Origin of the sequence: Bacillus sp. FSL W7-1582, assembly GCF_038593325.1 — a bacterium.
Classification (GTDB): Bacteria; Bacillota; Bacilli; order Bacillales; family Bacillaceae; genus Bacillus; species Bacillus altitudinis.
In genome coordinates, this window is the sequence record NZ_CP151987.1 from 1,322,073 (window position 1) to 1,345,058 (window position 22,986).

Consider the following 22,986-nt stretch of genomic DNA (forward strand, 5'->3'; position numbering starts at 1 on the left):
GTGTATTATACAGTCTATACCGCACCAATCGGGGCATTATACATACTAGAGAAAGATGGTGCCATCATTGAAGTGAAGTTTGATGATGAATCGTTTTTGGTCAAAGAACAGAGAGACCATTTTAAACAAGAAGACACGCCTGTATTAAAAGAAGCGAAAAAACAGCTGGATGAATATTTTAAGGGCGATCGGAAAGTGTTCGATCTCCCGCTCAAGCAAGCAGGCTCTCCGTTTCAAGAGCAAGTGTGGGAGGCACTTTCTACTATTCCGTATGGTGAATCAAAAAGCTATGCTGATATTGCAGAAGCGATCGGTAATCCAAAGGCTGTCAGAGCCATTGGACAAGCTAATAGACGCAATGCATTGCCAATTTTTATCCCGTGTCACCGGGTCATTGGAAAAGACAGGACTCTGACTGGCTATGCAGGGACGAAGACAGGGATGAAAGCGATCCTGTTAGAATTAGAAGGCATCCCATTTGTTCAAAAATAAATGAATTGACCTGTTCCAAATGTTTAGTGAGCGACATATCCTTTTATTAAGCTAAAAAAGTTGGTCTAGGGAAAAAGGAGGCTGCTAACATGTTATGGGGCAAAAAAGATAAAATGTACGCCGTCACATCACTATGTGTCAAAATGAACGTGTTGACAGAAGAACAGAAAAAAGAAATATTAGCAAAAACGAACGAAACAAAAAAGCGCGGTGCTCTTAAATGATAAGAACCCCGCGCTTTTGTTTGATTAAAGTGACACGCTTTCAGTAAATAGTGCATCAATCTCTTCTGTATAGTTGGAAGTGATAATGCCTTTTTCTGTAATGATCCCGGAAATGAGATGGTGAGGAGTGACATCAAAGGCAGGGTTAAATACCTGCACGTCAGGAGGCGCTATTTGGATGCCGTTTAATTCCTTTACTTCCTGCGGGTCGCGTTCTTCAATCGGAATATCTGACCCATCCTGAGTTGACACATCAAAGGTCGAAAGAGGCGCTGCCACAAAAAATGGAATTTGAAAGTGTTTAGCCAAAATAGCCAGACTTAACGTTCCAATTTTATTTGCTGTATCACCGTTTCTAGCGATTCGATCTGCACCAACAATAACGGCAGAAATTTGTTTTTCTTTCATCGTATGGGCTGCCATATTATCCGTGATAAGCGTCACATCTACACCGCCCTGCATCAATTCCCATGTCGTCAGACGAGCGCCTTGAAGGACAGGACGTGTTTCACATGCGTAAATGTGAAGATCGAGGTTTTTCTTTTTCGCTAAATAAAAGGGTGCAAGCGCTGTTCCGTACCGGCTTGTGGCAATCGAGCCTGCGTTACAAATGGTCATAATTCGATCACCAGATTTAAAGAGCTGAAGAGCATTTTGACCGATTTGCCGACATGTTTCTTCATCTTCGATTTGAATTTGAATGGCTTCATGGACAAGATCAGTTTTGGCTGCATTCACCGAAGCAGCACGCTCAATGCGCTGATAAAGCCGGTCTAATGCCCAGGCAAGATTCACAGCGGTTGGACGAGCACTGTTTAAATATTCTTTCAGGCGAGCGACTTCTCGCTTAAAGAGATCAATGTCTTCTGTATCAATCTCTTGTGCACTGAGTGCGAGCCCAAAAGCCGCTGTAATGCCAATAGCAGGTGCTCCGCGCACTTTTAGCGTCACAATGGCATCATACACATCTTCTTTTGTATATAAATGCTCAAACACGGTTTCAGCAGGTAATTTTTGCTGATTCAAAATGTTGATACGGTTTTCTTCCCATTCGACGGAACGGGGAACTTCAAATTCTTTAGACAAAACTCGTCACTCCTTTACAGTTTGCTGGAATAATGCGACGAGGTCAGACGCTGTTTCCACTGCTTGATATTGTTTGATCAATGTTTTTCCTAGTGTAAGTGCTGCTTTTTTCTGCTGAAGCCTTCTAGAATGTGATGGAATCGCATCAAGATCAGCCGCATGCGCAAGACCGATGGTTCGGCGAACAAGCTCACAGCCAGCAAAGCCGGTGGCTTCTTTTAAAATACGGTCAAACGTTGTTTCTAAAAAGCTGTCCGATACACTAAACGCTTCAATACTGTCTTCTTTCCATGCTTTTGTGAACACTTCTTTGAATGTTGCCCACACATTGACGACATGATCAAAAAGGTGCTGCTGATCCTGCTCATTCTCATGAGATAAAGCATTGATGAACAGATTGGCAATAAAGTGACCGATATCGAATCCGAAAGGACCGTAAAAAGCGAACTCTGGATCAATGATTTTCGTTTCCGTTTCGTTTGCAAAAATACTGCCTGTATGAAGATCTCCATGTACCAGTGTTTCAGCAGAGGTTAAGAAGATCCGTTTCAATTCGGCTGCTTTTGCTTGCAGTTCAAGATCAGCCCATAGTGCTTGTGCCTCTTCTCTTAATTGCTCTTCGAAGTCATTCGTTTCGCTGTCAAAGAAAGGATCTGTGAAGACGAGTTTTTCTGTAATGTCACAAAGATCAGGATTCGTAAACTGTTTCACGAATTGTTTTTTGATTTTAGGATTTGTGGCAAAGTCAGACGTGTAAAATAGTGTTTTGCCTAAAAATTCTCCGACATGATCTGATAAATACGGGTATTGTTTTCCGGCAATTAGCCCTTTTCTGACGATTTCAAGGTGTGATAGATCCTCCATTGCCGTCACTGCAAGAGCTGTATCCGAATAATAGACGGCTGGTACGAGATGTGGTGCATACTCTGATTGCTTGATGAGTGCTGCACTTTCAATTCTTGCGCGGTCTAATGTCAGCGGCCAGCTTTCTCCAACGACTTTTGCGTAAGGAAGGGCCTGCTTGATAATCAGTCCTTTTGCTTGTTTGTGATCATAAATATGAAAGACGTAATTTAAATTTCCGTCGCCAATTTCAGTACATGTCAAATGACTGCTCTCTCGAATCAAGCCAAGTCTAATGGCAAGTGCAACTGCCGAACTTTCTGTTAATTCTTCATATGATGCCGTAAGTGTAACCAATTGCTTCCCCTCCAAATCATATAAAAAAGCCTCTTTCTCCTGAGAGAAAGAGGCTTGATGGCGTGTATGCTCGAAGCCTCTCTTATCTCTCAGCACATACGTCTGATGGAATTAGCACCGTGCCCTATAAGACAATGAATTGTCTTGGCGCTGTTCTTGCTGCGCCCCACTTCACAGTGGTATTAACGGTCGGTTGCTGTTGGGGTCAAAAGGCCAAATCCCTCGCCCAACTCTCGATAAGAGAAATCAATATGTAATTGTTTCATGTCTGCTTGCATTTCTTAATTCTAGATATTATCAGAGCTGCAGTTCACATGTCAATCTTTTTTCAAAATTGCTTTACAATTCATAAAACAATCCATTACAGTGATTGTATTGTCACGTAACTTGAATAGAAGGTGAAAAAATGGAATTCCAGCAATCAGATGTATTGAAACATTTACCGAAACAATTTTTTGCGTCGCTTGTTCAAAAAGTGCAGAAGAAAATGCAGGAAGGGGCAGATGTGATTAATTTAGGTCAAGGAAATCCTGATCAGCCCACTCCTCCACATATTGTGAAAGCGATGCAGGAAGCGGTAGCAAAACCTGAAAATCATCAATACTCCTCATTCCGCGGGACAGCGAAACTAAAGAAGGCTGCAGCTGCTTTTTATGAAAGAGAATATGGCGTCACGCTTGACCCAAAAACAGAGATTGCCATCTTATTTGGAGGGAAAGCGGGACTAGTCGAATTGCCTCAATGTTTACTGAATCCAGGTGATACGCTGCTTGTTCCAGATCCAGGATATCCAGATTACTGGTCAGGCGCTGTGCTTGCCGGAGCTCGCATGGTCACAATGCCTCTTCTTGAACAAAATGATTTTTTACCTGACTACCACCAACTGTCTAAGGAAGATAAGAATCAAGCAAAATTGATGTACTTAAATTACCCAAATAATCCGACTGGTGCGACTGCAACCCGGACATTTTTTGAAGATACTGTTGCGTTTGCGAGTGAAAATAAGATGTGTGTAGTCCATGATTTTGCATATGGTGGCATAGGATTTGACGGCGAAAAGCCCCTCAGTTTCCTGCAAATAGACGGAGCAAAAGAGACAGGTATTGAAATCTATACATTGTCCAAAACGTATAATATGGCTGGCTGGAGAGTCGGTTTTGCAGCAGGGAATGCCTCTGTTATCGAAGCCATTGAGCTTTATCAGGATCACCTGTTTGTGTCACTGTTTAAAGCAACTCAAGATGCAGCAGCAGAAGCACTTTTAAGCGATCAAACGTGCGTCCAAGTACAAAATGATCGGTACGAAAAAAGACGAAACACTTGGATTGCTGCATGCAAAGAGATTGGCTGGGACGTCAGTGCGCCAAAGGGCTCTTTTTTTGCTTGGTTAAAGGTGCCTGAAGGGTATACATCTGAAACTTTTTCTGATGTATTATTAGAAAAAGCACATGTTGTTGTTGCACCGGGGAATGGCTTTGGTGCTCACGGTGAAGGCTACGTCAGAGTCGGTCTTTTAACAAGTGAGGAGCGGCTAAAGGAAGCCGCTGATCGTATCGCTGCCTTGCAGTTATTTGAAAAAAAGCCATTGACAACGTAAAAAAATGGTGCGATAATTCAGGCAATATTTAAGAAAATTGAATATTCTTATCAAGAGTAGGCAGAGGGACTAGCCCAATGAAGCCCGGCAACCGACTTCCATGAAGCACGGTGCTAATTCTTGCAGCAAGCGCTGAGAGATAAGATTCGGATGAATGAGACGAAACCTCTTTAACGCGCTGATCAAGCACTTAAAGAGGTTTTTTTATTGACCATATACAGGACGCAATCGAAAGGGGATTCCTAGTGAGTGAACTACTGGCAACATACGTATTAACACATCGAGAGGATGAACAAATAGACCGAAAAGCAGAGCAGATCGCACTTGGGTTAACGGTCGGGTCATGGACGGACTTGCCGCAGCTCAAAAAGGAGCAGCTGAAAAAACATAAAGGCCGTGTGGTGAGCGTAAAAGAACAGTCCCCCGCAATTGGTGGTCTGTATCAATCAGAGGTGACCATTGCTTATCCTGAGGCGAACTTTTCAGCTGATATACCAGCGGTGTTGACGACGATTTTTGGAAAGCTTTCACTGGATGGGAAAGTAAAGCTCGTCGATATCGAATTTTCGGAAAGGTTTAAACGCTGTCTTCCAGGACCGGTATTTGGCATTGAGGGGATACGAAAGAAAGTAGGCGTGTTTGATCGGCCGCTATTGATGAGTATTTTTAAAGGCGTGATCGGCCGTGATATGGAGGATTTAAAAGAACAGCTCCGCTTACAGGCTTTAGGTGGAGTAGACTTCATCAAAGATGATGAGATTTTATTTGAAAGCCCATTAGCGCCTTTTGAAGATCGAATCAAGGAAGGAAAAAAGATATTAAAAGAAACATATGAAGAGACAGGACATCGCACGCTTTATGCTGTTAATTTAACTGGGAAAACTTTTGATTTGAAGGATCGAGCAAGAAAGGCAGCCGAACTCGGGGCTGATGCGCTTTTATTCAATGTTTTTGCCTATGGACTTGATGTCATGCAAAGCTTGGCTGAAGATCCAGAGATCCGATTGCCGATCATGGCACATCCGGCAGTGAGCGGTGCAATGACATCCTCTCCAGACTATGGATTCTCGCATTCTCTTCTTTTAGGCAAATTAAATCGATATGCTGGCGCTGATTTAAGTCTTTTTCCCTCTCCTTATGGATCAGTCGCCCTTCCGAAAAAAGATGCCATTGGCATTTTCGAAGCATGTGTGAAAGAGGATACAGTTCAACAAACATTTCCTGTCCCTTCAGCAGGCATTCACCCGGGAATGGTGCCGATCTTAATCAAAGATTTTGGACTTGATCATGTCATTAATGCAGGCGGGGGAATTCACGGACATCCGCGGGGAGCAATTGGAGGAGGGAAAGCCTTTCGTTCGATCATTGATGCGGTGGTCAAAAAAGAGTCTATCGAAGAAAAAGCATCAACTTGTCAAGACTTACAAGCAGCACTTGATCTTTGGGGAAGGGTAGCAGAATAAATGAAAAAACCAATTGTATGTTGTGATTTTGATGGTACGATTACGAAAAATGATAATATCATTCGCATCATGAAGCAGTTTGCTCCAAAAGAATGGACGAAATGGAAGGATGGTGTTCTAGCAAAAGAGATCACGATCCAAGAAGGCGTCGGGCAGATGTTTCAGTTACTGACGAGTGATCAGAAAGAAGCCATTCGGTCATTTATTTTAGAGGATACAGAGATTCGTGAGGGATTTGAACAGTTTGTCGATGATGTCAAAAAAGCAGACATTCCTTTCTATGTACTCAGCGGCGGTATGGACTTTTTTGTCTATCCTATCCTTGAAGGGATTGTCGAACAAGAGAATATTTATTGTAACTATGCATCATTTAAAGAAGACCATATTCAAATTGAATGGCCGCATGCCTGTGATTCAGAATGCCAAAATGGCTGTGGCTGCTGCAAGCCTTCCATTATTCGAGAACTGACGCAGGAAGATGACTTTATTATCATGATTGGTGATTCAGTGACTGATATTGAGGCAGCGAAACATGCGGATCTCACGTTTGCGCGTGATTATTTACTGAACGAATGTAAAGAGCTAGGGCTCGTACATCAAGAGTATGAAACATTTGTTGATCTAAAAGCGCAATTTGATCAAATAAAGGAAGTGAAGGAATGGCAGACGAGAAGAGTAAACGCTGGAAGGAACTAGCAGACGTCAAACGTGAATTGGCACAAAGAGACTGGTTTTACGGAACGAGCGGCAATTTATCGATAAAAGTGTCGGATGATCCCATCACGTTTTTGGTGACGGCAAGCGGCAAAGATAAACGAAAAGAAACCGATGAAGATTTTGTTCTTGTTGATGCAGCAGGTCAGCCGGTTCATCCGAATCAGCCGCTCAGGCCATCAGCTGAAACACTGCTTCACACATACGTTTATGAGCGGACGAAAGCAGGATGTTGTCTTCACGTCCACACGATCGATAACAATGTCATTTCTGAGCTGTATGGCGATAAAGGAGAAATTCGTTTTAAAGGTAATGAAATCATTAAAGCGCTTGGTTATTGGGAAGAGGATGCAGAAGTTGCTGTTCCTATTATTGAAAACCCAGCTCATATTCCGCACCTTGCAGAGCAATTTGCAGTGCACCTGACGGACGATGCTGGTGCTGTACTCATTCGTAATCATGGCATCACCGTTTGGGGGAAAACCGCATTTGAAGCCAAACGAGTCTTAGAGGCTTATGAATTTTTATTTACCTATCATTTGAAAGTAGCGCTTTATCAAAAGCAGCTTGTTAAATAAAAAGGAGGAAACACACATGGCGACCATTTACATTCATAATGAAGAGAACACGTTACTTGAGAACGAACAAGAGGTCCGGGCGTATTTAGAACAGCAAGGGGTCATTTATGAACATTGGGATATTGAAAAACTACCAAAACAGTTATCAGAAAAGTACGATTTAACAGATGATGAAAAGGAAGAAATTTTAACTGTGTTTCAAGAGGAAATAAAGAGTATTTCCGAGCGAAGAGGATACAAAGCGCAGGATGTGATTTCATTATCAGATGCGACTCCTAACCTGGATGAACTGCTTCAAAACTTTAAACGTGAGCATCATCATACGGATGATGAAGTCAGATTTATCGTGAGCGGTCATGGAATCTTTGCCATTCAAGGCAAAGACGGCGTCTTTTTTGATGTGAGACTGAATCCAGGTGATTTAATTTCTGTGCCCCCGAATATTCGTCACTACTTTACACTTCAAGAAGATCGTCAAGTCGTCGCCGTTCGCATATTTGTCACAACTGAGGGCTGGGTGCCAATTTACGAAGAAGAAACGGTTTAATAGTGGGAGCTGATCATTTCGCATGAGGCGGAAGATCAGCTTTTTTTTAGGAAAATAGACATAAAATGAGAGAGAAAATAGTTGATTTTGGTCTTCTGCATAGGATAAAATTCTGTTTAATCAATGTGTCAGTCCTGTCCAATTTTGAAGTTTACCCCCAGAATTCATTGGGTAAAAGGTCTTTAGGCTGTAAAAAATTAAATAAAATAAGCATATTTAATTTAATTTACAAATAAAGTATAATTTTGGTGTCGGATCATTTAGAGCGTAGACAGACGAATTCAGAGCGGGAGCTGAGATCATGAATATTTATGTACGGAAAGAACAGCTATTAATGTCAATTGATGAAAAGAGAAGACAAATGGTAGAAGCTGCTCAAGTAGAAGGCTATACAGGTGAGACGACAATTAAATATAGTCAAGAACTGGACAACCTGATGAATGAGTATCAGTATCTTCTTTTTCATGAACAACAATCTGTTGCTTCCTTTCATGATCTTGTATCACAAATGAGTCTCCTTTCTGTCAATCGTCCTTCTTATTGACATCAAAAAACCGGTCTTGCCATTAGCAAAACCGGCTGAATGTTTCAGCTATTAGTGTGCAGAAGGGAGCATGATGATCACGGTTGTTCCTTTATTCACTTCGCTCTCGATATCGATTGTCCCCCCATACATCGAAATGATCCGTTTACACACAACAAGCCCAAGACCTGTTCCTTTTTCCTTCGACGTAATAAAAGGCAGGAAGATATGTTTCAGCATCTCTTCTGGTATACCTTCACCTGTATCTTTCACTTTTATGATGACCTGTTCTTTTTCAGCCTCAATGACAATCTTCAAATGACCGCCATTTGGCATCGCTTCTAACGAGTTTTTCGCTACATTCAATACCACTTGTTTAATGTGATCCTTCGTGCAATACACGCCAACATCTTGAATGGTATTGATTTGCAAATCAACCTCGACATTATAAAGGTTCGCCTCAGAAAATACAATTGGCATGATCTCACTCACAATTTCTTTCACAGAATTATTTTGCCACTTTTCAGCCGTTGGTTTTCCAAGCACAAGAAACTCACTGACGATTTGGTTAATCCGTTTAATTTCTTCCTCAATGACAGAAAAATAAAGCTGATCCTCTTCTGAACGATACTTCTTTTGCAAAAGTTGAATAAACCCGCTAATGCCTGTTAATGGATTGCGAATTTCATGCGCTGTACTTGCTGCGAGTGTTCCAATGAGTTCAAGTTTTTGTGCTTCATTTTGGTGGCGTTCCTGCTGGGTTTGTCGTCTTAAAATGATATATTGGACGAGTGTGAATAAGATATTTAAGAGAATAAATGCACTGGATAAAGGAAACAGCATCACAGACAGTACTTCACTTGTTGTCGCACGCTGCGGAAAAACCTCCAGCTTCCAGCTGTTTTCATCTAAATATGTAGACACGGTGCTATCACTTTCAGATGCTGGCTGTGGCCCACTTGTAAACACAACGTCTCCATTTTGATTCAGCATCTTAAAATGAAGCTCTGGGTTTAATACATTCATAATATTTCTTAAATAATCAATTTGAATCGCAGCGACTAGCACATCCGTGACTTCGTCGTTTTCATTCAAAACAGGGACACAAATGGAGAGAATCCGCTGCTTAGTAATGCGGCTTACATAGTTATCTGTGATGACGGTCTGTTTTGTGACTTGAATACGTTTAAAGTAATCTCTAAATGACAGGTTGATTTTTTCCTTTAATGGTGTGGTGCTGGCTGTGACATTTCCTTTTTGGTCTAGGAGATACAGGCCTGAAAAACGAGGTTCTTGTTTATAGATTTTCTCTAGGATGTTTTGTACTCTTTTCGTTTCAAGCGGCTGGTCAAATCCCATGGCAAGGGAAGTTAATCTTGCTTCTGTTTCACTGATTAAATAATTCATTTGGTTTTTGTGAATATTTAACATAAGTGTAGCGGTTTGTTTGTTTTTTACATCAATTTTCTCAGTTTCTTTTTCATAGATAAAATAACTAATGATGAGGGTTGGAATCACGACCAAAATAAGGTAAAGCTTGATCTTCTTCCAAAACCCTTTCAGTATACTCATGATTCATCGCTCCAACGTATTACCTAATAGACTTATTATAGCATTGAACCTATCTTTATTACGATGACTTGTGAGATTTTTAAAAAATTAGGTGATTCGTTCTGGTCTCTTTTTCATGCTAAAAATGGTTCAACATGTTGACATTTTACTTATTGTTTATTAATGTCACATTAGTGGGTTGCATTTCATAAAGGATGATAAAAAATGGAAAATCATAATGTTGAGAAATCTTTGAAATTATTTATTGTACTATCACGTGCCTATCGCTCCATTAACCACCACATGAACAAACATATTGTGAAGCACGGTCTGAATCCGACTGAATTTGCTGTATTAGAATTGCTGTATCATAAAGGTGATCAGCCGCTTCAGCAAATAGGTGATAAGATCTTACTCGCAAGCGGAAGCATCACGTATGTGGTTGATAAATTGGAGAAAAAAGAACTCCTTAGCCGGAAAGCTTGTGCAGAAGACCGCAGGGTGACATTTGCACATATTACGGAGCAGGGAAGAGCTTTACTTGATGACATCTTCCCAGATCATGCAAAAGAGATTCACGAGATGATCAGTGTGCTTAGTGAAGAGGAAAAGGATGCCTGCATCGATATGCTCAAACATGTAGGACTGCGTGCCAAGCATTTATATGATCATAAAGAATAAACACATAAAAAAGGAAGCCGCTGGCTTCCTTTTTAGTATGTAGACTAATCCTCGCATATGGTGTCAGTCCTGCGCACCGATAAACGACAAGCGCTTTCAATCGCGCTCATAAGAAAGACAAAGGACTAAAATAAACATCATTTTAGCCCTTTGTCATGATCTGAAAGGAAGCTGCTGGCTTCCTATTTATTTTGCTTTTTTCTCAATTGGCAAAATAAGAACTTCGACGCGTCTGTTTTTACTTCTGCCTTCTGCGGTATCGTTAGAGGCAATCGGTTTAAATTCACCGTAACCTTTTGTGCTAAAGTTCTCTTGGTCTAGGTTGCTGTTTTCAAGGAGAATATTTAAAAAGTTGACCGCACGAATGGCGCTTAAATACCAGTTGGATTCAAATTCAGAATTCCGAATCGGAACGTTATCTGTATGTCCGCTAATAACGATATCACGAGCAGGGTTAATGACGAGCAGCTTTGATATTTCTTTGGCTAACGGAACATCCTGCGAGCGGATCACCGCTCGCCCAGAATCAAAGAAGATGCTGTCTTCAATTGTAATAAGCAGACCTTCATCCGTCAGCTTTGTTTCAAGCTTCGAACCAAGTTTTTTATCCGCAATGAATGAATCTACTTGCTTTTTAACCTTTGTTAATACCGCTTGATCACGAGCTTTCGCTTTTGCTTCTTCTTCTTCATCTTCTGCTGATTTTTTGGTTTGATTACTGTTTTCTGTTTCTTCGGTGCTCTGCATGCTCGATTGGTCCATTACGCCAGTGCCGCCAGTAAAGACAACATTAAACGATTTAGCCATCTGTTCATATTTTGCCGCATCAATGGAGCTAGATGCAAACAGCACAATGAAGAGGGCGAGAAGAAGCGTAAGAAGATCGGCGTAAGGGATCAGCCAAGACTCATCTACATGGTCTTCATGATCATGTTTTTTACGTTTCCTAGCCATTCTGTTTTTCTCCTTCTTCAATGACAAGATTTGCACGTTCTTTTGCTGGTAAGTACATCAGAAGTTTTTGCTCAATGACCTTTGGAGACTGGCCTTCAAGGACAGAAAGAATCCCTTCAATCATAATGAGACGAAGCTTTACTTCTTCTTTTGATTTACGCTTCAGCTTGTTGGCAAATGGATGCCACAACACATACCCTGTAAAAATCCCTAGCAGTGTGGCGACGAAGGCAGCACTAATCGCATGTCCAAGTGCTTCAATGTCTCCCATGTTTGCAAGTGCGGCAATAAGTCCGACAACGGCACCAAGTACCCCTAGAGTCGGAGCGTATGTACCAGCTTGTGTAAAGATTAATGCGCCTGACTGATGTCTCTCCGACATGGCATCGACTTCTTCTGTTAAGACGTCGCGAATAAATTCAGCACTTTGACCGTCAACCGCCATGCTTAAGCCGTTCTTTAGAAAATCGTCATCGACTTCCTCAAGATTTGCCTCTAATGCCAAAAGACCTTCACGACGAGCAATTTGTGCCCAGTTTGAAAATAGAGGAATCATTTCTTGTATCGTTGGAAGCTTGCTATCTTTGAAAATTTTGCCGAATAATTTTGGTGTTTTCTTAATTTCACTAGATGGGAAGGCAATGACAACAGCTGAAATTGTCCCAACCACAATGATCAATATAGCCGCCGGGTTGATAAGAGCGGTTAGACTCACACCTTTCAAAACCATACCGACACTCAGTGCAATAAATGCTAAAATAATACCAATTAACGATGTTTTGTCCATTATCTCACCAAATCCTTTAACTATCTTTTTCTATAGTTAATATCGGTGTCTTCTAGAAGGGTTTTAGTCAGAATATAAAATTAAGACAGTTTATGTGAAGAAATTTTGACGAAAGCGCTTTCTAGAAGCCGTAAAAAAAGAAACTCCCTCATATAAAAGGGAGTTTTCAACTTCATCTTTTTTGAGCTGTTTCATCTAAGAGCAATTCTTTTAATTTTTCTTCATGTATGATTTTGATCAAATCGTAGTTCCAATTGATCATGTGATCCATGTGCTCCACCTCTTTTTCTTTTATCGTAAAGGAAAAGAGGCGGGGGAGCGTCGGCGCTCAGATGGAATTTAGACACTGCCACATGATGGAGCTGAAGATCCTCCTTAGGATGTACTTAGCTCTTTTTCACAACAATTTCGTCATGTTCAACATCGACTGTAAATCCAGTAAGTTGTTCTTCTTCAAGCAAGATGTCCGTCATTTGATCCTCAACATGCTCTTGAATCGTTCTTCGTAACGGACGAGCCCCAAATGCTGGATGATAACCAAGTTCAGCGATTTTTTCTTTCGCTTCGTTTGTGACGTGAACAGTTAGATTTTGTTCTTTTAACTGCTCTGACAAATCTTTGAGCAGAAGATCCACAATTTTGACTAAATCGTCTTTATCTAATGAATCAAACTGAATGATGCTGTCAAAACGGTTCAAGAATTCCGGTTTGAAATAAGCGCTCAGTGAATCAATCAATGATTGTTCTTCGATGGCTTCTTCTTGTTCAGACTGGAATCCGACTTTGACTGCTTTTTTATCTGTGCTGCCAGCGTTACTTGTCATAATGATGACTGTGTCTTTAAAGCTGACGGTTCTGCCTTGGCTGTCTGTTAGACGGCCATCTTCCATGATTTGAAGGAACATATGCTGGACATCAGGGTGCGCTTTTTCGATTTCATCGAGCAAAATGATGCTGTATGGTTTTCTGCGAACCTTTTCCGTGAGCTGGCCGGCTTCATCATGTCCAACGTAACCAGGAGGAGAACCGATGATTTTGGACACGGAGTGTTTCTCCATGTACTCACTCATATCTAAACGAATGATCGCTTCTTTTGAGCCAAATAATTCTTCCGCTAATGTTTTAGACAATTCGGTTTTCCCGACGCCTGTTGGTCCAACGAAAAGGAAGGAGCCAGTTGGTCTGTGTTTTGATTTTAAGCCGGCTCTGCTTCTTTTTACGGCTTTCGCCACTTTTTCAACGGCATGTTCCTGACCAATGACGCGGGCTTTTAAGCGCACATCAATTTCTTTCATTTTTGTTTGTTCGTCTGCTTGCAGTTTGCCGACAGGGATACCTGTTTTTTGTTCTACAATCGACTGAATGTCCTCAGCTGTGACGACATGTTCTTTGTCATTTGTTTTGTTTTGCAATCTCGCTTCAATCGCTTCTTCTTCGTCTCGAAGCTTCGCTGCTTTTTCATATCGTTCTTCATTTAAAGCAGCTTGTTTTTCAGCGGCAATTTGCGCAAGACGGTTTGTTAATTCATCTTCACTTGCTGCATCAATGGAGAGATTCGCTTTTGAACCTGCTTCATCCATTAAATCAATGGCTTTATCCGGCAAGTGGCGGTCTTGAATATACCGCGAAGATAATTGAACACACGCTTTAATGGCTTCGTCAGAATAGGTGACGCCATGATAGGCTTCATACTTATCTTGAATGCCTTTTAATATCTCGAATGCTTCATCCTGTGTTGGCTCATCAACCATGACGGGCTGGAACCTGCGTTCAAGGGCAGCATCTTTTTCAATTTGACGATACTCTTTTAATGTTGTCGCACCTACTAGCTGCAGTTCCCCTCGAGCTAGAGCTGGTTTCAAAATGTTTCCGGCATCCATTGACCCTTCGGCAGAGCCTGCGCCTACAAGAAGATGAATTTCATCAACGAATAAGATGATATTTTTACGGCTTTGCAATTCTTTGATTAATTGCTTCATCCGTTCCTCAAATTGACCACGTACACCTGTGTTTGCCACAAGTGAAGAGACATCTAATAAATAAACTTGTTTGTTCTTTAATTTATTTGGTACATCTCCATTTGCAATTTTTAGTGCTAGTCCTTCGGCTATGGCCGTTTTACCAACACCAGGTTCACCAATGAGGACAGGATTGTTTTTATTTCTTCTATTTAAAATCTCAATGACTCTTGTGACTTCTTCATCACGGCCAATGACAGGATCGATTAAACCAGCATGTGCGCCATCCGTTAAGTTCCGGCCAAGCTCATCGAGTAAGCCTTTTTGTTTAGGCCGCTCTTGGCTCGTCGCATGTCCTGCTTGCTCAGAGAAGAATGAACCGCCTCCGAAAAGGTTAGGACCCATTTTCATTTTTGACTGTTCCATCAAAGAGGTATAGCAGTCTTCACATAAAACCATTTGGCTACGGGACGAATTTACTTGCATATTCAGGCGAATAGTTGCTTCATTTACTTGACAATGTTGACAACGCATAAGCCATGACCTCCTTAAAATAAAGTTTGACTTTATTTGACCAATGAATGTTAAATAAAATGGTCTGTTGTTTGACCATCTTTGACTATAGTATACTCTGACCTATTTTGACTTTCAACTGTTTTGCTCATAGCTGAATGAAAAATCCTTTTTTGCATTTAAACATGGTTTGTCCTTCTTTTCAAGGAACTTGTCTCATAGGATAAAAAAGAGACAATCGAAAGTGATGGGTGCGGAGGGGTCATATGAAACGTTCAAATGAATCCGCTTTTCAGCTTGCCTTTGTATATGTAGGAACAGTGGTTGGAGCTGGGTTTGCGACAGGGAAAGAAATCGTAGAATTTTTTGTTCGTTTTGGCTGGATTGGATTGATCGGGATTTTGATTAGCGGTGTTATTTTTACCGGCCTTGGCGCAAAAATGATGCTGATTTCCAAACGAATTGAAGCGGAATCTTATCAAGATATGAATCGGTTTTTATTTGGAGCTGCTGCGAGTCGATATATTAACATCGTCATGTTTTTTATCTTACTAGGTGTGACGTCAGTGATGATTTCTGGCGCAGGCGCTATTTTTGAAGAACAACTTGGCATCTCAAAAGAATATGGTATTTTTTTAACGATTATTTTAAGTGTCATTGTCCTTTTTAAAGGGTCAAAAGGGTTATTTGGTGTCAATGTACTTGTCGTTCCCATGCTGATTTTCTTTTCGCTGATTGTGTTTCTAGACTCATTTGTGTTTAGTAGCGGTGAAAGCCACGTTCTGGGGCTGCAAATGGGAGAGGGCGAATGGATGTTGTCTGCGATTTCATATGGTGCATTTAATTTAGCGCTGTCTCAAGCCGTATTAGTGCCGGTCGCAAACGAAATGACATCCGAAGCCGTTATCAAAAAAGGAGCGGTGCTTGGGGGACTGATGCTGACACTCATTCTGCTCGCCTGCTTTTTATCTCTTTCTTCATTAGATATGCTGGAGTCTTATGATATCCCGATGGCCCAAGTGGTGTATCAAGTCGCAAACTCCATTCATCTCATCTATTTATTCGTGATCTTTGGTGAAGTCTTTACATCCGTTATAGGGAATTTATACGGTCTCGAAAGACAGGTGAGGGCGTATATCCGATTGAACAGTATGTATACGATATCCTTTATTTTGCTTTGCTGTTATGTGATCAGTAAAATTGGATACGGCACACTCATTTCAACGGTTTACCCTGTTTTTGGCTATGTCAGTATCTTTTTTATCCTCTTTCTTTGTCTGAAAAAAGTGCCTGCATCAGGTGATTAAGTAAAGAAGGGATAGCTTGTACATCAATTATGTGGTACACTATCCTCTGTGAAAATTGAACAAAAATCCGTGAAAACGGGAGAGGTTCTAGCAAAACCCTCTATAAAAAACTAAGGACTTGCCGTATCCTTGGATGTGGCATTTTTTATTTTTTATGGCTGGGACACCTCATACACATGTAAAGGTGTCTTTTCTTTTGAGAAAAATAGGGGTTTTCATGAACCTTTCAGATGCAGCTTTGTGCGGTGGTACGGGTCTGCAAAAGGAGGAAAAGGAAAATGAAAAATGAAAAAGCGGTCGTTGTCTTTAGCGGGGGACAGGACAGTACGACATGTTTACTATGGGCACTTCAACAATTTAAAGAGGTTGAAACGGTAACCTTTCATTATAATCAGCGTCATCAAGAAGAAATTGATGTCGCCAAAAGAATTGCTGACAAGCTAGGTGTGAAAAATCATCTATTAGATATGTCTCTTTTAAATCAGCTTGCACCAAATGCCTTAACAAGAGATGACATTGATATTGAAGAAAAAGAAGGAGAACTGCCTTCCACATTTGTTCCCGGGAGAAACTTAGTTTTCTTATCCTTTGCATCCATTCTTGCGTATCAAATCGGAGCACGTCATATTATCACGGGTGTGTGCGAGACAGACTTTAGCGGCTACCCAGATTGCCGAGATGAGTTTGTGAAATCTTGTAACGTCACGGTGAATTTGGCAATGGAAAAACCATTTGTCATCCATACGCCGCTCATGTGGCTGAATAAAGCTGAAACGTGGAAGCTGGCTGATGAACTGAATGCGCTAGATTTTGTGAAAAATGAAACACTCACTTGCTATAATGGCATCATTTCTGATGGCTGCGGGGAATGTCCTGCATGTAAGCTTCGGAAAAATGGCTATGACACTTATATGGACATGAAGGAGGCGAACTAAATGCTTTCTCAAATCTATCCACAGACGGATCACCCATTTTCGTTTGAATTGAATAAAGATATGCATGTATCGGCAGCACACTTTATCCCGAGAGAAGATGCTGGCGCCTGCAGCCGTGTACATGGTCATACGTATACGATCAATATTACGATTGCAGGAGATCATTTAGATGAGTCAGGTTTCCTTGTGAATTTCAGCACGCTAAAAAAACTCATTCATGGACAGTACGACCATACACTGCTCAATGACCATGAAGAATTCTCATCGAATGATCCATATGCGATGCCAACCACTGAGGTTGTCGCAAAGACTGTGTATGATAAAGTGGCCGCATATTTAACGACTTTAGCGAACAAACCAGTATGTGTTCAAGTTTTTGTCAGAGAGACACCAACAAGCTACTGCATTTACCGTCCGAAACGAGTTGAGCTCAATGACTAAAGCGATTCCTGTGTTAGAAATCTTTGGTCCAACCATTCAAGGAGAAGGAATGGTCATTGGCCAAAAAACCATGTTTGTCAGAACGGCTGGCTGTGACTACTCTTGCAGCTGGTGTGATTCATCTTTTACATGGGATGGATCAGCTAAGCATGATATTCAGTGGCTTCAGGCAGAGGACATTGTAAAAGAGCTGAAGAGAATAGGTGGAAAGGCATTTTCTCATGTCACCATTTCAGGTGGGAATCCTGCGCTTTTGAAACAAATGGAATCACTTATTGATTTATTGCATGAAGAAGGAATTGATACGGCGCTTGAAACGCAGGGAACGATGTATCAAGATTGGTTTTTGAAGATAGATGATTTAACCATTTCTCCAAAACCACCAAGTTCAAATATGAAAACAGATTTTACGAAACTAACGCGTATCATAGATGAATTGAAAAATGGAAACAGATTGCATCATGCAAGCCTGAAGGTCGTCATCTTTGATGATCATGATCTAGCCTATGCAAAGGATGTTCATGCGAAATACCCAGAACTCCCCTTTTATTTGCAGGTGGGAAATGATGATACAACAACAGCTGATGATGCGTACTTATTAACGCACTTATTAAAGAAATACGAAATGCTTGTAGATCAAGTAGCGCAAGATCCTGATTTGAATCGTGTGAGAGTCCTACCACAATTGCACACGCTATTGTGGGGAAATAAACGAGGCGTATAGAAAGGAAGAGACAAAATGACGACAAGAAAACCAGAAGAATTAGAAGGTGTCACTTTACTAGGAAATCAGGGGACGAATTACTTGTTTGACTATGCACCACAAGTGCTTGAAACGTTCCCGAATAAACATACGAATAGAGATTATTTTGTGAAATTCAACTGCCCAGAATTCACATCACTTTGCCCGCAAACAGGGCAGCCAGATTTTGCGACCGTGTATATCAGCTACATCCCAAATGAAATCATGGTCGAAAGTAAATCATTAAAATTATATTTGTTCAGCTTCCGTAACCACGGTGACTTCCATGAGGATTGTATGAATATTATCATGAACGACCTCATTGAATTAATGGACCCAAGATATATCGAAGTATGGGGCAAATTTACACCAAGAGGCGGTATTTCAATTGATCCGTATACGAACTACGGAAAACCTGGGACGAAGTATGAAGAGATGGCATCGTATCGTATGATGAATCACGATATGTATCCAGAAACGATTGATAATCGCTAATAAATAAGAAAAGACATGTGGATGACATGTCTTTTTTTATGGAATAGATCATGATGACACATAAAAAAAGAGAAGAGTCATGTCACTCTTCTCATACCAATAGGAATAGAACTTGCTAGGACGGCTGGGGGCTACCAGCTCGTATGTATAGTATACACGACAGAACGTATGTTTGTAAAGGTGTATCATGCTTTTATTCTTGATATATTTACTTTAAGATAAAATTGAAACGAGCGAATGAAAATGGAGGCGTTTGTATTGGCAAACAAAGAAGACAAAACAGAGAAGCTGCTGATGGAATTGAGGGAAGAGCTTCAGATGCTTGAACATCAAAACAAAGAACGATATAAATGGAGTGCCTCCACATTACTTGGAGTGATCGCCCTTTTAATTGATAAAGGCGTGATAACACCTGAAGAAGTTGATATGTACAAAACAAAAGCGGAAATGCAAACCTTTCACGCGCAAAAAGACTGACGCCACTTAATATGGTTGTCAGCCTTTTTCATATGTGATTGTCAAAAGAGAACAGAGCTGTCACACGAGTCAGCTTTGCTGTGTATATCTTTATGTAACGGTAGTCTGAATTGAGGATTGCAAATTAATGTACGGAGTCTTTGATGATTTTATAGTTTTTATGATTAACGACTGTTAGTGAATCCAGTTCTAAATCTCTATAGTTGTCCATAATAGTGACATCCACAATAACAGAGTTTTCATTCACTTTTTCAACTACACCTGTTAAACCATTTCTAAATTCGATCACATTCCCAATTTTTGCAATCTTCAACCGATCCCTCTCCTTTAAAAACAGATTTCATTCCCTATTAAAAAGTATTTTGCAATATTTTCATACCAATGTAAAGGATAAAGACGTTTTTCTTTCGTTTTCGTTGTACGCTTTGAAAACGAATGGTATATTTAATATTTGATCAAGGCTGAAAAGGAGTGGTTTTTTTTGACTGAAGAACACATCAACACAATACTAGAATCATTACGGAATGGAACTGAAAAACAAGTGACCATTCAAAAGGATGATTTTTTAACATTTCGTTCTGTATTGGTCAATCAAGATGATTTTAAACATTTTCGCGGAATCGCCAAGCATGGTGGAGATGTTATTTTTGAATATCTTAAAGAAGCAAGAAGCTAAAGCTTTTTCTCATTCATGAGAAAAAGCTTTTTATTTTGGTTCTTTTGTCACACTTCAAACCAGCTTGATACATATGAAAAGAAAATGTAATAACCCATAATCAGGAGCATAAGGATGATTATAGGCTAAAAAGAGACTATATTAAACGCTTACATTACCAGTTCATGAGTATTTCAACTAGGACATGCCATTTAATGACGGAATTTGGACAGGCATGCAAATCTTTGTGCGTGAAAATAGAAGAAGCTCTTGTTAGAGTGGACAAGTATCTTACGGCCTACATTGATTAAAGGAGGAATGAGGCGAATGATCAAAATTCATACAGCTCTTTTTGCCATCCTTATGCTCATCTCAGCGATCAAGATGGACAATATACAAGAGCAAGAAGGCACATTAAGTCAGAAACTTGGACAAGCACCTGTAAAGCATCAGCTTTCATATATAGATCAAGATGAAAAGCATACCGTGATCCCAGCGTTTTCAGAGGAGAAACATCAGCCTAAAGTGAAAATGCTAAGCACGTCAACAGAGGAAAAGGCATCAAAACCGAAGCCGAAGAAAAAGGAAACGGCAAAGCCAGCAAGCTCAAGAAATCAATCACACTATTCTAATGAAGAAATGGACTTGCTTTCTCGGTTGGTACATGCCGAAGCAAAAGGTGAATCTTACGCCGGGAAAAAAGCTGTAGCAAGCGTCGTCTTAAACCGCGTGGAACACCGCTCTTTTCCTGACAGTGTCAGAGGCGTGATTTATCAGCGAAATGCCTTCCAGCCTGTATCAAATGGAAGTATCAATGATAAGGCAGACCAGGATTCCGTAAAAGCTGTGAAGCAGGTTGTCAAAGAAGATGACAGAACAACAAAGGCGATTTATTTTTATAATCCAAAAACGGCGACAGATAACTGGATTCGTTCTCGTAAAATTGTAGAACGCATTGGCCGTCATGTGTTTGCAGTGTAAAGAAAAGCAGCGATCAATCAGTCGCTGTTTTTTTGTCTTCAATTATTAAAATATTTTCAGGACTTGTCTCATAGAATGTGAAAAGAATTTGCTTTTAGACAAGGGGAGGCTACATGAATCGATTTGTAAAAGGGGTCATTCTGCTATCTGTCGCAGCTTTCATTGCTGAGTGTATCGAGTTTTTAGTCAATATGATTTTAGCGAGAGAGCTTGGAGAACATGGAATGGGTTTATATATGAGCATCCTTCCCATCATCATGCTTGTGCTTGTGATCGCCAGTTTAGAGCTGCCAGTCTCCATTTCTAAATTCATTGCAGAATCGCATGAGCGACTTCATAAAAGTATGCTTCGCCATGCATTTAAAATGACGCTTGTGGTGACATGCACCACAACGGCAATAGCAGCCATTGTACTGCCTTTCATTCCTGTATTTCAATCGTATCATCCGCTGATGAAGGGCTTGGTTCTGTCACTCATTCCAATCATCGCATTTACTTCCATTGCACGCGGCTATTTTATGGGCAAGCAGCAAATGGGCAGAATTGCTCTAGCCAATATGCTGAAAAAAACGATCCAGCTTATCTGTTTGTTTTTGTTTTTTCATTGGTATTCGTTTGATATCGAAACAGCGGTGCTTATCGCGATTGGTGTGATTGTTGCAAGTGATCTCGTCGTCTTTATCTATTTATATTCCCAATACGTCATGGCAAAAAATGCTGTGAATGTCAGATCGGTTGAGTTAAGAGGAATTGACGTCAGAAAACGTTTGTTAGCAGTCTCCATCCCGACAACAGGTATGCGTATCTTTCATGCCATTGCCAATGCGATTGAACCGTTTTTAATCAAAGGAGCCCTCGTTGCAGCGGGCATTTCTGGTACGCTTGCTGTTGATCATTACGGAATGCTTGCTGGCGTAGCGATGTCGATCGGTTTTTTTCCGGCGTTTATTGCTCATTCCATTATGATTGTGATGATTCCGAATGTATCAGAAGCCTATGCCTTGGGGCAGTATGATCTCGTGAAAAAACGTGTCAGACAAGCGATTCTCATTACGTTTGGCTATGGGGTGCCAGCTGTGATGATCATGTATTATTTCGCTTATCCGCTCACGCAGCTCTTTTTTGACTCACCTCAAGCAGCCGTTTACTTGCAGCTGCTATGGCCTTACTTCTTATGCCACTTGTTCGTGATGCCGTTTCAAGCGTGTTTAATTGGTATGGGTCTCATTAAAGATGTGTTCCTACATAATATATGGGTGCACGTGGTGTCGTTCTCTATGGTGTATTTCCTAGGATCCATCGAATCCTTAAATATGATGGGCGTTATCTTAGGAATGAACACGGGGATGCTGTTATTAACTGCTTTGCATTACGCGACGATTTGCAAGGAACTCGGCGTCTCCATGTTTCTTACATTGAAAAAAGCTTGAATGTCATGTGCAGCTAGCGGGCAAGCTATAAGAAAATCAGGAAGGAAGATGCTGATGAATCGTAAATATCTAACCGCCAGTCTTCTCATGATGACCCTTCTTTTATTTCTGATGAACATAGAGGCTGAAGCAAAAGAGCCTGTCATGGCGCCGAGGATAGAAGCTCCTACATTAACAGGTGAAACGCAGGTGATCCCGGTGAAAGGGAAGCGGACCATTCTGCATTTTTGGACAACGTGGTGTCCGTCCTGCAAAATGGAGCTACCAGCTTTTGAACAGATCGTAAAAGAAAATCAAAGTGATGTAGACATACTGACTGTGAATTTACTTGGTGCTGAGCAAAGCAAGCATGCAGTTTCCCAATTTGTGAAAGACAGAAAGTTCACATTTCCGATCGTTCTCGATGAGCACGGCGAAATGATGAAAAAATACCAAATCATGACGATCCCGACGACCTTTTTCATCAATGAAAAGGGTGAAGTGGTCAAAAACCATGTAGGTCCGCTGACGAAAAAACAAATCAAAGAGTGGACAAATTCGTAGAACACAAGCTTTCTGTAAAGAACCAATGGTCGATCCATTGGTTCTTTTTTGTGTTCAATTACCTTTCAGATGAATAAAATGTGCTCAGAAAGAGGAAGAAATGTCGGATGCT

General features: G+C 40.8%; 26 protein-coding genes and 3 riboswitches. Of the genes, 19 read left to right on the forward strand and 7 right to left on the reverse strand.

The genetic code is table 11. From position 1 onward, the window contains the following. Both NSQ11_RS06765 and NSQ11_RS06770 read left to right on the forward strand, forming a co-directional pair. A complete protein-coding gene (locus NSQ11_RS06765; protein ID WP_017359455.1) occupies positions 1–492 on the forward strand; it encodes a methylated-DNA--[protein]-cysteine S-methyltransferase in 492 nt (163 codons plus the stop codon). A gap of 89 nt (positions 493–581) precedes the next feature. Further along, positions 582–716, forward strand: coding sequence for a hypothetical protein (locus tag NSQ11_RS06770; RefSeq protein WP_017359454.1), 135 nt, complete (start codon positions 582–584; stop codon positions 714–716). Between the two features lie 24 nt (positions 717–740). Here NSQ11_RS06770 and mtnA read toward each other — a convergent pair whose 3' ends face one another. Further along, complete coding sequence (mtnA, locus tag NSQ11_RS06775; RefSeq protein WP_017367119.1) at positions 741–1,802, reverse strand: S-methyl-5-thioribose-1-phosphate isomerase; 1,062 nt, start codon at positions 1,800–1,802, stop codon at positions 741–743. 6 nt (positions 1,803–1,808) lie between these two features. After that, positions 1,809–3,002: an S-methyl-5-thioribose kinase gene (gene mtnK, locus NSQ11_RS06780; RefSeq protein ID WP_148780187.1), complete on the reverse strand. Its 1,194-nt coding sequence runs from the start codon at positions 3,000–3,002 to the stop codon at positions 1,809–1,811. A gap of 79 nt (positions 3,003–3,081) precedes the next feature. Beyond that, positions 3,082–3,245: riboswitch (SAM riboswitch) on the reverse strand. A gap of 163 nt (positions 3,246–3,408) precedes the next feature. Here mtnK and NSQ11_RS06785 point away from each other — a divergent pair. From NSQ11_RS06785 to NSQ11_RS06810, 6 genes are all read left to right on the forward strand, one after another. Then, on the forward strand, positions 3,409–4,599 hold the full coding sequence (locus tag NSQ11_RS06785) for a pyridoxal phosphate-dependent aminotransferase (protein WP_135226810.1): 1,191 nt from the start codon (positions 3,409–3,411) through the stop codon (positions 4,597–4,599). Positions 4,600–4,643: 44 nt separating this feature from the next. Then, positions 4,644–4,745: riboswitch (SAM riboswitch) on the forward strand. 99 nt (positions 4,746–4,844) lie between these two features. Beyond that, a complete protein-coding gene (gene mtnW, locus NSQ11_RS06790) occupies positions 4,845–6,062 on the forward strand; it encodes a 2,3-diketo-5-methylthiopentyl-1-phosphate enolase (protein WP_135226811.1) in 1,218 nt (405 codons plus the stop codon). Next, positions 6,063–6,758, forward strand: a complete 696-nt coding sequence (locus tag NSQ11_RS06795) for a 2-hydroxy-3-keto-5-methylthiopentenyl-1-phosphate phosphatase (protein WP_135226812.1) — start codon at positions 6,063–6,065, stop codon at positions 6,756–6,758. Beyond that, positions 6,722–7,354, forward strand: coding sequence for a methylthioribulose 1-phosphate dehydratase (locus NSQ11_RS06800; protein WP_048002296.1), 633 nt, complete (start codon positions 6,722–6,724; stop codon positions 7,352–7,354). Before NSQ11_RS06795 ends, NSQ11_RS06800 begins: the two co-directional genes overlap by 37 nt. 16 nt (positions 7,355–7,370) lie before the next feature. Then, complete coding sequence (locus NSQ11_RS06805) at positions 7,371–7,901, forward strand: cupin domain-containing protein (RefSeq protein WP_008346104.1); 531 nt, start codon at positions 7,371–7,373, stop codon at positions 7,899–7,901. A gap of 301 nt (positions 7,902–8,202) precedes the next feature. Beyond that, complete coding sequence (locus tag NSQ11_RS06810) at positions 8,203–8,445, forward strand: aspartyl-phosphate phosphatase Spo0E family protein (protein ID WP_008346101.1); 243 nt, start codon at positions 8,203–8,205, stop codon at positions 8,443–8,445. 51 nt (positions 8,446–8,496) lie between these two features. Here the strand turns inward: NSQ11_RS06810 and NSQ11_RS06815 are convergent, their stop codons facing one another. Beyond that, positions 8,497–9,996, reverse strand: a complete 1,500-nt coding sequence (locus NSQ11_RS06815) for an ATP-binding protein (RefSeq protein WP_008346092.1) — start codon at positions 9,994–9,996, stop codon at positions 8,497–8,499. Positions 9,997–10,200: 204 nt separating this feature from the next. Here NSQ11_RS06815 and NSQ11_RS06820 point away from each other — a divergent pair, with 204 nt between their 5' ends. Beyond that, positions 10,201–10,656 (forward strand): MarR family transcriptional regulator, encoded by a 456-nt coding sequence (locus NSQ11_RS06820; protein WP_003211701.1) that lies wholly within the window; start codon positions 10,201–10,203, stop codon positions 10,654–10,656. A 186-nt stretch (positions 10,657–10,842) separates the two neighbouring features. Here NSQ11_RS06820 and motB read toward each other — a convergent pair whose 3' ends face one another. The 3 genes from motB to NSQ11_RS06835 all read right to left on the reverse strand — a co-directional run bounded on the left by motB (position 10,843) and on the right by NSQ11_RS06835 (position 14,889). Continuing rightward, positions 10,843–11,610, reverse strand: a complete 768-nt coding sequence (motB, locus tag NSQ11_RS06825) for a flagellar motor protein MotB (RefSeq protein ID WP_024719648.1) — start codon at positions 11,608–11,610, stop codon at positions 10,843–10,845. Continuing rightward, the gene (gene motA, locus NSQ11_RS06830; RefSeq protein WP_008346088.1) at positions 11,603–12,397 is read right to left on the reverse strand and encodes a flagellar motor stator protein MotA; all 795 of its coding nucleotides are present in this window, start codon (positions 12,395–12,397) and stop codon (positions 11,603–11,605) included. Before motA ends, motB begins: the two co-directional genes overlap by 8 nt. Positions 12,398–12,783: 386 nt before the next feature. Further along, entirely contained in the window at positions 12,784–14,889 is a 2,106-nt protein-coding gene (locus NSQ11_RS06835) for an ATP-dependent Clp protease ATP-binding subunit (protein WP_058213826.1), read from the reverse strand. A gap of 245 nt (positions 14,890–15,134) precedes the next feature. Between NSQ11_RS06835 and NSQ11_RS06840 the strand changes: the two genes are divergently transcribed. The 6 genes from NSQ11_RS06840 (at position 15,135) to NSQ11_RS06865 (ending at position 19,265) form a co-directional block, all read left to right on the forward strand. Beyond that, on the forward strand, positions 15,135–16,175 hold the full coding sequence (locus NSQ11_RS06840; protein ID WP_041092377.1) for a membrane protein: 1,041 nt from the start codon (positions 15,135–15,137) through the stop codon (positions 16,173–16,175). A gap of 75 nt (positions 16,176–16,250) precedes the next feature. After that, positions 16,251–16,295, forward strand: a riboswitch (PreQ1 riboswitch). Positions 16,296–16,453: 158 nt separating this feature from the next. Further along, positions 16,454–17,110, forward strand: a complete 657-nt coding sequence (gene queC, locus NSQ11_RS06845; RefSeq protein ID WP_008348090.1) for a 7-cyano-7-deazaguanine synthase QueC — start codon at positions 16,454–16,456, stop codon at positions 17,108–17,110. Further along, a complete protein-coding gene (gene queD, locus NSQ11_RS06850; RefSeq protein WP_008348088.1) occupies positions 17,111–17,551 on the forward strand; it encodes a 6-carboxytetrahydropterin synthase QueD in 441 nt (146 codons plus the stop codon). Beyond that, positions 17,544–18,275 carry a 7-carboxy-7-deazaguanine synthase QueE gene (gene queE / locus NSQ11_RS06855; RefSeq protein ID WP_058213825.1) on the forward strand — a complete coding sequence of 244 codons (732 nt, stop codon included), beginning with the start codon at positions 17,544–17,546 and terminating at the stop codon, positions 18,273–18,275. Before queD ends, queE begins: the two co-directional genes overlap by 8 nt. Before the next feature lie 15 nt (positions 18,276–18,290). After that, positions 18,291–18,788, forward strand: a complete 498-nt coding sequence (gene queF / locus NSQ11_RS06860; protein ID WP_003211403.1) for a preQ(1) synthase — start codon at positions 18,291–18,293, stop codon at positions 18,786–18,788. Positions 18,789–19,046: 258 nt separating this feature from the next. After that, entirely contained in the window at positions 19,047–19,265 is a 219-nt protein-coding gene (locus NSQ11_RS06865) for a hypothetical protein (RefSeq protein WP_017367128.1), read from the forward strand. A 124-nt stretch (positions 19,266–19,389) separates the two neighbouring features. Here NSQ11_RS06865 and NSQ11_RS06870 read toward each other — a convergent pair whose 3' ends face one another. Then, positions 19,390–19,578, reverse strand: coding sequence for a DUF2187 family protein (locus NSQ11_RS06870; RefSeq protein ID WP_003211747.1), 189 nt, complete (start codon positions 19,576–19,578; stop codon positions 19,390–19,392). A gap of 168 nt (positions 19,579–19,746) precedes the next feature. Between NSQ11_RS06870 and NSQ11_RS06875 the strand changes: the two genes are divergently transcribed. The 4 genes from NSQ11_RS06875 to stoA all read left to right on the forward strand — a co-directional run bounded on the left by NSQ11_RS06875 (position 19,747) and on the right by stoA (position 22,874). Further along, positions 19,747–19,941 (forward strand): hypothetical protein, encoded by a 195-nt coding sequence (locus NSQ11_RS06875; protein ID WP_008348081.1) that lies wholly within the window; start codon positions 19,747–19,749, stop codon positions 19,939–19,941. 306 nt (positions 19,942–20,247) lie between these two features. Continuing rightward, positions 20,248–20,901, forward strand: coding sequence for a cell wall hydrolase (locus NSQ11_RS06880; RefSeq protein WP_017359441.1), 654 nt, complete (start codon positions 20,248–20,250; stop codon positions 20,899–20,901). A 113-nt stretch (positions 20,902–21,014) separates the two neighbouring features. Next, on the forward strand, positions 21,015–22,331 hold the full coding sequence (locus NSQ11_RS06885) for a polysaccharide biosynthesis protein (RefSeq protein ID WP_017359440.1): 1,317 nt from the start codon (positions 21,015–21,017) through the stop codon (positions 22,329–22,331). A gap of 54 nt (positions 22,332–22,385) precedes the next feature. After that, positions 22,386–22,874 (forward strand): endospore biogenesis thiol-disulfide oxidoreductase StoA, encoded by a 489-nt coding sequence (gene stoA / locus NSQ11_RS06890; RefSeq protein WP_017359439.1) that lies wholly within the window; start codon positions 22,386–22,388, stop codon positions 22,872–22,874. Positions 22,875–22,986: the final 112 nt, after the last annotated feature.

Coding starts and splice junctions, on each gene's coding strand:
- NSQ11_RS06770 (WP_017359454.1), top strand. CDS start 582: ATGTTATGGGGCAAAAAAGATAAAATGTACGCCGTCACATCACTATGT.
- NSQ11_RS06785 (WP_135226810.1), top strand. CDS start 3,409: ATGGAATTCCAGCAATCAGATGTATTGAAACATTTACCGAAACAATTT.
- NSQ11_RS06795 (WP_135226812.1), top strand. CDS start 6,063: ATGAAAAAACCAATTGTATGTTGTGATTTTGATGGTACGATTACGAAA.
- NSQ11_RS06800 (WP_048002296.1), top strand. CDS start 6,722: ATGGCAGACGAGAAGAGTAAACGCTGGAAGGAACTAGCAGACGTCAAA.
- NSQ11_RS06805 (WP_008346104.1), top strand. CDS start 7,371: ATGGCGACCATTTACATTCATAATGAAGAGAACACGTTACTTGAGAAC.
- NSQ11_RS06810 (WP_008346101.1), top strand. CDS start 8,203: ATGAATATTTATGTACGGAAAGAACAGCTATTAATGTCAATTGATGAA.
- NSQ11_RS06815 (WP_008346092.1), bottom strand. CDS start 9,996: ATGAGTATACTGAAAGGGTTTTGGAAGAAGATCAAGCTTTACCTTATT.
- NSQ11_RS06820 (WP_003211701.1), top strand. CDS start 10,201: ATGGAAAATCATAATGTTGAGAAATCTTTGAAATTATTTATTGTACTA.
- motB (WP_024719648.1), bottom strand. CDS start 11,610: ATGGCTAGGAAACGTAAAAAACATGATCATGAAGACCATGTAGATGAG.
- motA (WP_008346088.1), bottom strand. CDS start 12,397: ATGGACAAAACATCGTTAATTGGTATTATTTTAGCATTTATTGCACTG.
- NSQ11_RS06835 (WP_058213826.1), bottom strand. CDS start 14,889: ATGCGTTGTCAACATTGTCAAGTAAATGAAGCAACTATTCGCCTGAAT.
- NSQ11_RS06840 (WP_041092377.1), top strand. CDS start 15,135: ATGAAACGTTCAAATGAATCCGCTTTTCAGCTTGCCTTTGTATATGTA.
- queC (WP_008348090.1), top strand. CDS start 16,454: ATGAAAAATGAAAAAGCGGTCGTTGTCTTTAGCGGGGGACAGGACAGT.
- queD (WP_008348088.1), top strand. CDS start 17,111: ATGCTTTCTCAAATCTATCCACAGACGGATCACCCATTTTCGTTTGAA.
- queE (WP_058213825.1), top strand. CDS start 17,544: ATGACTAAAGCGATTCCTGTGTTAGAAATCTTTGGTCCAACCATTCAA.
- queF (WP_003211403.1), top strand. CDS start 18,291: ATGACGACAAGAAAACCAGAAGAATTAGAAGGTGTCACTTTACTAGGA.
- NSQ11_RS06880 (WP_017359441.1), top strand. CDS start 20,248: ATGATCAAAATTCATACAGCTCTTTTTGCCATCCTTATGCTCATCTCA.
- NSQ11_RS06885 (WP_017359440.1), top strand. CDS start 21,015: ATGAATCGATTTGTAAAAGGGGTCATTCTGCTATCTGTCGCAGCTTTC.
- stoA (WP_017359439.1), top strand. CDS start 22,386: ATGAATCGTAAATATCTAACCGCCAGTCTTCTCATGATGACCCTTCTT.